Source organism: Amycolatopsis sp. (assembly GCF_036008905.1).
GTDB lineage: Bacteria > Actinomycetota > Actinomycetes > Mycobacteriales > Pseudonocardiaceae > Amycolatopsis.
Genome location: NZ_DASYMU010000127.1, coordinates 1 through 9,820 on the forward strand (window position 1 = coordinate 1; position 9,820 = coordinate 9,820).

A 9,820-nucleotide genomic window follows, 5' to 3' on the forward strand; every position below is an offset into this window, starting at 1 on the left:
ACCGGACCGCACCGCGGCCACCACCCGCCGACGCAGATCCTCCTGCGACGCCTGAGAAAGCCGCCGCGCATCCGTCACCCGAACCTTCGGAGCCATCCACCGATCATGCCACATTTGCCTTACCCATCAATAACACTCGTAAACACTCACGAGCCACGTGCTCAGCCGCGCGTCCCGGCTGACGTTCGCACGGCGTCTAGCCCGTCATTCGGGCGAGGGCGGGGTAGTCCTTCAGGTCGATGTCGGTGGCGAACTTGTCCGCGATCTTCAGCATGAGCCCCGACAGGAATCCCGACTGGAAGATCAGGTTCCGCAGCCGCATCCGCCACTTCGACGGCGGCGCGAGGAACGGCCCGGCGTTGCTCTTCGACGAGCCCGCGGCGTACTTCCGCAGCTGCTCCTCGTACCGCTCGAACGCGACAACGTGATCGCCGCCCGCGGCCAGTAGTTCACCGGCGAGGACGTAAGCGCCCACCATGGCCAGCCCGGTACCGAACCCGCCGAGGGTGTTGCCATAAGCGGCATCGCCCAGCAGCACGACCCGCCCCGCCGAATACCGGTCGATCTTGACCAGGCTGAGCGAGTCGAGATAAACGTCATCGGCTTGCGCGAGTTTGGCCATCAGCTCGGGAATCCGCCACTTGCCGCCTTCATACGCCTTGCGCAGCAGCGCTTTCTGCTGTCCGGTGTCGTACCGGTCGTAGTCGAGCTGCTCGGAGGCGAAGACGAAGAACGCGGGCGCCTTCGGGCCGCCGGTCGACGCCATCCGGCCGGGCTCGTTGTACATGAGCGCGCCGCCGGACATGCCGCCGATGTCGGCCAATGCGTAGTAATGGCCCCGAAACTGCACGAAGTCGGACTCGGGGCCGAAGGCCAGCCGCCGGACTCCCGAATGGATCCCGTCCGCGCCGACGACGAGATCGAACGTGCGGGGCGCACCACGCTCGAAGGTGACGTGCACGCCGCTCGCGGTCTCGGTCAACGACGTGATCGAGTCGCCGAAGACGTATTCGCAGGTCTCGTGAGTCCGGTCGTACAGCACCCGGGCCAGGTCGCCGCGGCGGATTTCGAGGTCGCCGCCGGTGAACTCGCCAGGGATGACGGTCAGCGCCTTGCCTCCGGCGTCGACGACGGTCACGTCCGTACCGCCGGTCTGCAGCCGCCGGACGTCTTCGAGGATGCCCATCCGCTCCAGGATCGTGTGGTGGGTGGCGCCCTTGAAGTCGACGGCTTGGCCGCCTGGGCGCAGGGTCGGGGCCTTCTCGACGACGGTGACCGTGCAGCCGGCCAGATCGAGCCAGTAGGCGAGGGCGGGGCCGGCGATGCTGGCGCCGGAGATGAGGACCGTGGTGTTCTTCATGTCCCAGAGCCTGCGGGGAGCCGCTGACAGTCGGCTGACAATCAGTCCACAGCGTTGCCGAGCACTGTCAGCGCCTCTTCGCGCGACATCGCCGCACCCCGCGAAAACGCCTCCGCGAACACCTCCTGGCCGACGTCGTCACGAGCCGCGTCGGCGATCCGGCTCACGTCGGCATCCCCGGCCATCGACATCCCGCGCAGCGCCACGGCGACGCCGAGCAGCAGCGCGGCCCGTTCGCCAGATCCGGTCAGCAAAGCGGCGTCGGCCTGCCCTTCGGCGGCCGAGGCGATCTCCGAAGTGAACGGCAGCAGGCGGGCCACGGCCAGTGCTTCCCCGTGCAGGCGCAGTCCTTCGGCCGGGCTCACGGCCAACCGTGCGAGCGCCGTGAGGACCCGCGCCTTGACCGAGTCGACCCCGAAACCACCCGGTTCCGCGGCTTCCAGCGCGGCGGCCAACCGCTCGGCGGCGGCGCGCGTGTCCCCACGCAGCCGAGCGATCTCACCAAGGCCCAACTGGGTCTCCGCCGGAACCCCCAGCCGCCCGGCTTGCGCGCTCAGCACCGCCGCCCGCTCGTAACCGACGGCAGCCGAGTCGAGATCCCCTTGGCACATAAGGCATCTCGCCTGCCTGCTCAACACATCGACGCATTCTTCCAGCGCGCCGAGTTCGTCGGAAAGCTTCAGCGTCTCCTCCCACAGTTCGTGCGCCCGCTCCCATTCGCCACGCCAACCCGCCACCTGCGCGAGCGAATCGAGTGCCTGCGCGATGCCCCAGCGCTCGCCCAGTTCGCGGAAGCCGCGCAGCGCCTCGATCAGGTCACGTTCACCGTCCGCGGGGCGTCCGCCGTTCAGCTTCAGCAGGCCTTCGCTCAACAAGCCCAGCGCCCTGTTCCACGGGTCGTCGCCGAGCACCGGGTGGTCGCCGGGCGGGGGCTGCCATGGCCCCGCGGCCGTTCCCCACACCGCCACGCCGAACGGATGGCGCACCTTCGGCGTGAGGATCCGCATGATCGCCCCGGCGCGTTCCCAGTGCTCGGCGGCCGCTCGCGGGACGGCGTGCGCGACACAGCTGACGTACTCCTCGTCGAAGCCTTCGGGCACCTCGGTGAGCAGTCCGGCGGCGATCTCCCCCACCTGACTGCGTCGCCCGCTCAGCCACCAGTACGCGGCAAGTGCCGGTACCAAACGGAAAGCCGTCTCGCGGTCCTCCCCCGCGGCCCAGCGCAGCGCGGCCATCAGGTTTCCGTGCTCGGCCGACAACCGGGCGAGCCACTCGAGTTGCTCGGCCCAGCGCAGATGCGGATCGGCTTCGCGAGCGAGTTGGAGGTGGTAGCGGGCGTGTGCCCGGCGCAACGACGTCAGCTCGTCGGCGTCCAGCCGTTCCGCGCAGAAAAGCCTGATGGTGTCGAGCATCCGGTAGCGCTCGCCGTCGGTCTCCACCAACGACTTGTCCACCAGATCGGCGAGCACCTCCTCGGTCCCAGGTACCGAGCAGACGGCTTCGACAGCGGCCAGCGGCGCACCACCGGTGAACACCGCGAACCGCCGGGCCAGTAGTTGCTCTGCCGGTCCAAGCAGGTCCCAGCTCCACTCGACCACCGCGTGCAACGTCCGATGCCGGGCCGTGGCCGTGCGATCCCCGCGTGACAACAGCCGGAACCGGCCGTGCTCGGCCAGCCGCGCGGCGATCTCCTTGACGGTGAACTGCCGCAGCCGTGCCGCCGCGAGCTCGATCGCCAGTGGCAACCCGTCGAGCGCCGCGCAGATCTCGATGACCGTCTCGACGACTTCGGCGTCCACCACGAAACCCGGGCGCACCGCCGCCGCCCGATCGGCGAACAACCGGACCGCGGGGTACGCCAACGCATCAGCTGCGGAGATCTCCGGCGGCGCGGTTTCCAAGGGAGGCAACGACATCAGCGTCTCGCCGGTCAACCCGAGCGGCTCCCGGCTGGTCGCGAGGATAACCAGCCGTGGACACTCGGCCAGCAACGTCCTGGCAAGCGCGGCGACGGCGTCGATGACGTGCTCGCAGTTGTCCAAGATGAGCAGAAGATCCTGGTTCAGCGCGGCCACCAGACGCCGGACCGGGTCGACGGCGGACGCCTGAAAGCCCGGCTCGCGCAGGCCGAGCGCGCCGAGTACCGCTTGGGGCACTTGATCTCCGGCGTCGAGCGGGGACAGATCGGCGAAACAGGCTTCCCGCTGCCCGCGCCCCGCGGACTCGATGGCCAGCCGGGTTTTCCCGGTGCCACCGGGGCCGAGGATCGTGACCAACCGGGCGGCACGCAACTCGTCGAGCCGCGCGAGTTCCTCTTGCCTGCCCTCGAAACTCGTGAGCTGGGCAGCCACCCCGCGTCGAGCAGGTGCGGCGGGAGCGTGCCCGCGCAAGATGTCCAGGTGGACAGCGGCCAGTTCAGGCGACGGATCGGCGCCGAGTTCGTCGGCGAGCAACCGCCGGACTTCCTCGAATTCCGCCAGCGCTTCGGCCTGTCGCCCGGCCGCGTTCAGCGCCCGCATGAGCTGACCACGAAGCCGTTCCCGCAACGGATGCGCGGAAACCAGCTCGCGCAATTCGCCAACGGACGTGCCCTCCGGCAACGCGAGTTCGGCCTCGACAAGGTCCTCCCGGACACCGAGCCGAAGATCCTCCAGCCTGACGGCCTGGCTCTGCCCGAACGGCAGATCGACGAGCGCGGGCCCACGCCACAACTGCGAAGCCTCGCGCAACACGGCGACCGCGCCCGCGTGCTGCCCCGACGCGAGCAGCCGCCGTCCTTCCCTGGCGAGCCGCTCGAACCGGTGGACGTCGACATCCTCAGGCTCAACCGCGAGCCGGTACCCGCTGCCGTGGAACTCGATCAGGTCCGCGGACAGGCTCCGGCGCAGTCGCGAAACCTGCGCCTGCACCGCGTTGGCGGCCCCGGCCGGCGGTTCGTCGCCGTACTGCCCGGCGATGAGCTGCTCGACGCCGACCACACGCCGCGCGTTCAGCAGCAGCATCACGAGCAGGGCACGCGGCTTCGGCCCGCCGACGGGAACGCTCTCCCCCGCCGCGGACCAGACCTCCAAAGGCCCCAGAATGCCGAACTGCATGGGGTGATTCTGGCGGTAGGGCGTGTCCCGTGGATCTGTTCGATGGGATTCGTGATCCAGGTGGTTCCTGGTTGTGCCGGGGATTCGCCCTCGTACTGGCCGACTCGGGTGAATCCCCGGTACGACCAGGGGCCGCCTGGGCGCGAATACCGCGAACAAGATCCACGGGACACGCCCTACACCCGTCACCGCGAGCGCGGGAGCCTCATGAGGAACGTCGTCCGGCCCGGCACGCTCTCGACTTCGACCGTGCCGTCATGCGCCTCGACCAGGGAACGCACCACGGCGAGCCCCAGTCCGGTGCCACCGTTCCCGCGCGTGCGGGAGTCGTCCACGCGGTAGAACCGGTCGAAAATCCGTTCCTGGTTCTCCGGCGGAATGCCCGGTCCTTCGTCACTGACCCGGACCACGATCGCGTCGCCGACCTCCACCGAGACCGTCACCGGGGTTCCCGGCGGCGTGTGCGTGGCCGCGTTGGTCAGCAGGTTGTCGAGGGCTTGGCGCAGCCGCACCGGGTCCGCGCGCAGGACAGCGCGCGCCGACGCCTCCACGATCAGCGGATGGTCCGGCCGTGCGGCGCGGAAGGCCTCCGCGGCGGCCGTCACCAGCTCGGCGATGTCGGTGTCCTCAACGCGCAGTGGCGCTTCCGATTCGGTCGCGTCGAGCCGGGCCAGCAACAGCAGGTCGTCGACGAGCACGCTCATCCGCGCGGTTTCCTCACGGATCTTCGCGAGATGGGAATCGCGCTCGGCGGGCTCGTTCGCCGCCGCGTACCGGAAAAGATCGGCGTACCCGCGAATCGAGGTCAACGGCGTGCGCAGTTCGTGTGAGGCGTCCGCGATGAACCGGCGCAGCCGCTCGTTGGTCGCCGTGCGCGCCGCCAGCGAGGATTCGATATGCACCAGCATGACGTTGAACGCGCTGCGCAGCTCCTCGACCTCCGCGCCGCCACCGGCTCCGGACGCGCGGACGGGCAGGTGCGCGGTCTCGCTGAGGTCGTGGGTGGCGATGTCGTGCGCGGTGCCCGCCATGTCGCTCAACGGCCGCAGCCCGCGGCGCAGCACGATTCGCCCGATGATCACCAGTAGCACCAGCGCGAAGACGAACGCGACCACCTCGACGGTGATGAGCTGACTGACCGTCCGGTCCAGATCGTCCTGCGGAGCGGCACTCACCAGCACCTCGCCGGCGTCGACCGGGCAGGCGCGCAGCCGGTACGCGCCTTCGCCCCGGACGTAGACCGTGCGCAGGACGTCGTTCTCGGTCGCGTCCTTGGCGACTTCGGCGAACTGCTCCAGATCCGGGGGCGGCACACTGCCCGGTTTCGGCGTCGCGACGCCGTTCTTGACCTCGAAAACGGCCGTGTACCAGGAATACGGGGACTGCGGCGAGCCGTGGGAGTACTGCAGTTTGCGGACCTCGTCGACCTGGCTCGTCTGGAGTTGCTCATCCTGGCGCTTGGCGAGGTAGTCGCGCATGATGCCGACGGTCACGACCCCGACGACCGCGAACACCACCAGCGCCAGCGCGCCCAACCCGAGCGAAAGACGGGTGCCGAGACGCGACCGCCGCCACGCGTCGAGCCACCGGCGCAGGTGCTTCACCGATGGACCTGGCGGACCACGTAGCCGACGCCGCGCACGGTGTGGATCAGTGGTTCGTGGCCGGAGTCGAGCTTGCGGCGCAGGTGCGAGACGACGAGTTCGACCACATTGGACCGGCCGCCGAAGTCGTATTCCCAGACGTGGTCGAGGATCTGGGCCTTCGTGAGCACCGACGGCGAGCGGCGCATGAGGTAACGCAGGAGCTCGTACTCGGTCGGGGTGAGCGTGGCCGGTTCGCCCGCGCGGCGGACTTCGCGGGTGTCCTCGTTCAAAGAAAGATCGGAAACCGCGAGCACCGACGGTTTCCACGCCGGGCCGGTGCTCCGGCGCAGCACCGCGCGCAGGCGGGCCATCAGTTCCTCGACGGAGAACGGCTTTACGAGGTAATCGTCACCACCGCGCGTGAGGCCCGCGATGCGATCGGCCGTCGCGTCCTTCGCTGTCAGGAACACCACCGGGACCGCTGTCCCGGCCTCGCGCAGTTTGTCGAGCACGGTGAACCCGTCGAAATCTGGCAGCATCAGGTCGAGCACGACGATGTCCGGATGGAACTCGGCGGCGCGACGAAGCGCGTCCGTCCCGGTGCCGGCGGTGATCGCGTTCCAGCCCTCATAGCGGGCGACCGTCGCGACCAGGTCGGCGATATGCGGTTCGTCGTCGACGACCAGGAGCCGCACACGGGTATCGGAGTTCACCACTCCATCCTGCGTCAATTCCCCGGCGCGGGCGAGGCGGGGTCGCGGTCGACAGGAAGCCGACAGCTCACCCCCAGACCGCCCACAGCTTCGCCGACCAGTCTCGGCACGAGAACAGAGCCGAAAGGACCACCCTCGTGACAGTCTTGCTGCCGACCGACGAACCGGCCCGGCCGACGCTCGGGCCCCGGGTAGTCGCGCGAACCGGGCTCTACGCCTTCCTGGGCGCCAACGTCGTCGTGGTCACCGCGTTGTTCCTCGCCGCGGGAACGTCCGACGATCCGCTCCTCACGATCGGCAGGCTCGCCGGGCTGTACGGCGCGCTGCTGATGGCGTTCCAGCTGCTGCTCGTCGCCAGGGTTCCGTGGCTGGACCGCAGGCTCGGCATGGACCGGCTGACGACGTGGCACCGCTGGACCGGGTTCGGCCTGCTGTGGCTGCTCGTCGGCCATCTCGTTTTCATCGTCTTCGGTTACGCCAACATCGAAGGCACCGGTGCCACCAGCGAACTCGTCAGCCTGGTGACCACAATGGAGGGTGTGCTGCGCGCGCTCGTCGCGCTCGCGCTGATCCTGGTCGTCGGGGCGATGTCGGCGCGGTTCGCCCGCAAGCGGCTCGCGTACGAGACCTGGCACTTCATCCACCTCTATACCTACGCGGCCGTGGTGCTCGCGTTCTCCCATCAGATCGCGCTCGGGCAGACGTTCACCAGTTCGCCGTTCGCGCGGACGTACTGGTGGCTGCTGTGGGGTGTGGCGCTGGGCGCGGTGCTGCTGGGCCGAGTCGTGCTCCCGTTGTGGCGCAACCTGCGGCACCAGCTGCGGGTCGCGGCCGTGGTGCCCGAATCGCCGAACGTGGTTTCGGTGTACATGACCGGGAAACGGCTCGACGAGCTGCCGGCGCGGGCCGGGCAGTTCTTCCTGTGGCGGTTCATGACCAAAGACCGCTGGTGGCAGGCGAATCCGTTCTCGCTGTCGGCCGCACCGGACGGCAAGACGTTGCGGCTCACCGCGAAGGCGCTCGGCGACGGCAGTTCCGCGCTGCGCTCGCTGAAGGTCGGCACGCGGGTGTTCGCCGAGGGCCCGTACGGCGCGTTCACCACGATCCACCAGCGGCGGGACAACGCGCTGCTCGTCGCGGGCGGAGTGGGGATCACGCCGATCCGGGCGCTGCTCGAAGACATCTCCGGGCACGTCGTCGTGCTCTACCGCATCGCTTCGGATCGCGACGCCGTGCTGCTGCCCGAACTGGACCGGCTCGCTAGGGCCCGCGGCGCCGTCATCCATGTACTGAGCGGACCGTCGAACGCGGCCGGGCCGCGGGGTCCGTTGCTGGGCGCGGGAAGCGTGCACGCGATAGTGCCCGATGTGCTGGAACGGGACGTGTTCGTGTGCGGGCCACCGGGGATGACCAGCGCTGTCCTGCGGAGCCTGCGGGAGATCGGGGTCCCCGGCTCGCAGGTGCACGCCGAACGCTTCAGTCTTGCCGGATAAGGGGAGCGATGAAGAAGACGATCCTGGTGCTGCTGCTTTCGGCCGCGGGGTTCATCGCGGTGTGGCGATTCGAGCCCTCGCCGCCGGAGAGCGTTGCCGTGGCCCAGCCGCGGACCAGCACGCCGACGGCTTCTGGTGCGGCGGCGGGAGCCACCGAGGTGACCCTCCTGGGTTCGGTGGAACGGAACCGATACGGCACTGTCCAAGTACAGCTCGTGTTCACCGGCGACAAGATCACCGACGTCCGGCTGCTGCAAGAACCGGACAGCGGCCGGGGTATCGCCGCGCTGCCTACGTTGCGGGAAGAGGCGTTGCGGGCACAGAGCGCGAACATCGACACCGTGTCGGGCGCGACCCAGACCAGCGAGTCGTATGCGAAGTCGTTGCAAGCCGCGCTGGACGCGCGATGACGACGACGGTCGAGCACATCATGGGCCTGCCGATTTCGATCGACCTCCGCGACGATGTTCCTTCGGCAGCAGAACAGGCGTTCGATTGGTTGCGGGAAGCCGACGAGCGGTTCAGTCCGTTCAAAGTGGACAGTGAGGTCAGCCGGTTCGACGGCTCGCCCGGTGAGGACCTGCACGAAATCCTGGCGATCTGCGACGAGTACGAACACTTGTCCGGCGGTGCGTTCACCGCCTTCTTGGCGGGCCGGGCGCTTGATCCGAGTGCCGTGGTGAAGGGCTGGGCCGTGCAACGCGCGGCGGAGCTGCTGCGTTCGGCCGGAGTGCGGCGGTTCTGCGTCAACGCGGGCGGCGATGTCGTGGACGAAGACCGCCGGGTACACCGATCGGAAGGATTGGCGCTGCTGTGAAAATGGACAGACGAAGGTTTTTCGCCGCCGGCGGGACGGTCGGGCTCGGCGCGCTGGTGGCCGCCTGCAGCTCGGAACCCGCGACCACCGAAGCCGTGGTCCCGACGACCGAAGGCGGCGCGGCGAGTATTTCACCGCAGACCCCGCTTTCCGGCGAACTGTTCCCCGGCACCGCGAGCTGCACCCTGACCCCGGCCGAAACCGAAGGCCCGTACTACTTCGACGTCAACTCCATCCGGACCGACATCCGTGAAGACCGGCCGGGCACCGCTTTCCGGCTTGCCCTGCGAGTCCGCGACGCCGCCTGCGCGCCGATCGGCAACGCCGTGGTCGACATCTGGCACTGCGACGCCGACGGCTCGTATTCCGGTTTCGAAAGCGGGTCGCGGGGCGGCGGGAAGTCGGACGCGAAAACCTATCTCCGGGGTGCGCAGGTGACCAATACCGACGGAATCGCGGAGTTCCGGACGGTTTATCCCGGCTGGTATCCCGGGCGGGCAGTGCATATCCACTTCAAGGTCCACGTCGACAACGCGACTGTGCTGACCAGCCAATTGTATTTCGACGAAAACGTCACCAACGCGGTGTATCGGGCGGAGCCGTATGTGGGGAATGGTGAGCGGGAGACGAACAACTCGAACGACTCGTTGTTCGAGGATTCACTGCTGCTCGACCTGCGCAAAGAAGGCGACGGCTACCTGGGCGTCATGACCGTCGGCGTCAAGGGGTCGTGAGTGCGTAACAGTGTTAGAACAC

The 9,820-nt window shown here is 68.7% G+C and carries 8 protein-coding genes; 4 read left to right on the plus strand and 4 right to left on the minus strand.

Annotation, left to right across the window (positions count from 1 at the left end; translation table 11 throughout):
* Window positions 1–196: 196 nt before the first annotated feature.
* The 4 genes from VGP60_RS22470 to VGP60_RS22485 all read right to left on the minus strand — a co-directional run bounded on the left by VGP60_RS22470 (window position 197) and on the right by VGP60_RS22485 (window position 6,754).
* Window positions 197–1,360, minus strand: coding sequence for an FAD-dependent monooxygenase (locus VGP60_RS22470; protein ID WP_327550029.1), 1,164 nt, complete (start codon window positions 1,358–1,360; stop codon window positions 197–199).
* A gap of 41 nt (window positions 1,361–1,401) precedes the next feature.
* Entirely contained in the window at window positions 1,402–4,455 is a 3,054-nt protein-coding gene (locus VGP60_RS22475; RefSeq protein WP_327550030.1) for a BTAD domain-containing putative transcriptional regulator, read from the minus strand.
* 185 nt (window positions 4,456–4,640) lie between these two features.
* Entirely contained in the window at window positions 4,641–6,059 is a 1,419-nt protein-coding gene (locus VGP60_RS22480; RefSeq protein ID WP_327550031.1) for a HAMP domain-containing sensor histidine kinase, read from the minus strand.
* Window positions 6,056–6,754: a response regulator transcription factor gene (locus VGP60_RS22485; protein WP_327550032.1), complete on the minus strand. Its 699-nt coding sequence runs from the start codon at window positions 6,752–6,754 to the stop codon at window positions 6,056–6,058. Before VGP60_RS22485 ends, VGP60_RS22480 begins: the two co-directional genes overlap by 4 nt.
* A 137-nt stretch (window positions 6,755–6,891) precedes the next feature.
* Between VGP60_RS22485 and VGP60_RS22490 the strand changes: the two genes are divergently transcribed.
* The 4 genes from VGP60_RS22490 to VGP60_RS22505 are packed head-to-tail and all read left to right on the plus strand — an operon-like array spanning window position 6,892 to window position 9,798.
* Complete coding sequence (locus VGP60_RS22490; protein ID WP_414640391.1) at window positions 6,892–8,247, plus strand: ferredoxin reductase family protein; 1,356 nt, start codon at window positions 6,892–6,894, stop codon at window positions 8,245–8,247.
* Window positions 8,248–8,255: 8 nt separating this feature from the next.
* On the plus strand, window positions 8,256–8,657 hold the full coding sequence (locus VGP60_RS22495) for an FMN-binding protein (RefSeq protein ID WP_327550033.1): 402 nt from the start codon (window positions 8,256–8,258) through the stop codon (window positions 8,655–8,657).
* The gene (locus VGP60_RS22500; RefSeq protein WP_327550034.1) at window positions 8,654–9,064 is read left to right on the plus strand and encodes an FAD:protein FMN transferase; all 411 of its coding nucleotides are present in this window, start codon (window positions 8,654–8,656) and stop codon (window positions 9,062–9,064) included. Before VGP60_RS22495 ends, VGP60_RS22500 begins: the two co-directional genes overlap by 4 nt.
* Window positions 9,065–9,066: 2 nt before the next feature.
* Complete coding sequence (locus VGP60_RS22505; RefSeq protein WP_327550035.1) at window positions 9,067–9,798, plus strand: intradiol ring-cleavage dioxygenase; 732 nt, start codon at window positions 9,067–9,069, stop codon at window positions 9,796–9,798.
* Window positions 9,799–9,820 lie beyond the last annotated feature (22 nt).

What these genes read in the sequence shown, in the direction of transcription:
- VGP60_RS22470 (WP_327550029.1), bottom strand. Translation starts at nt 1,360, where the DNA reads ATGAAGAACACCACGGTCCTCATCTCCGGCGCCAGCATCGCCGGCCCC.
- VGP60_RS22505 (WP_327550035.1), top strand. Translation starts at nt 9,067, where the DNA reads ATGGACAGACGAAGGTTTTTCGCCGCCGGCGGGACGGTCGGGCTCGGC.
- VGP60_RS22475 (WP_327550030.1), bottom strand. Translation starts at nt 4,455, where the DNA reads ATGCAGTTCGGCATTCTGGGGCCTTTGGAGGTCTGGTCCGCGGCGGGG.
- VGP60_RS22495 (WP_327550033.1), top strand. Translation starts at nt 8,256, where the DNA reads ATGAAGAAGACGATCCTGGTGCTGCTGCTTTCGGCCGCGGGGTTCATC.
- VGP60_RS22500 (WP_327550034.1), top strand. Translation starts at nt 8,654, where the DNA reads ATGACGACGACGGTCGAGCACATCATGGGCCTGCCGATTTCGATCGAC.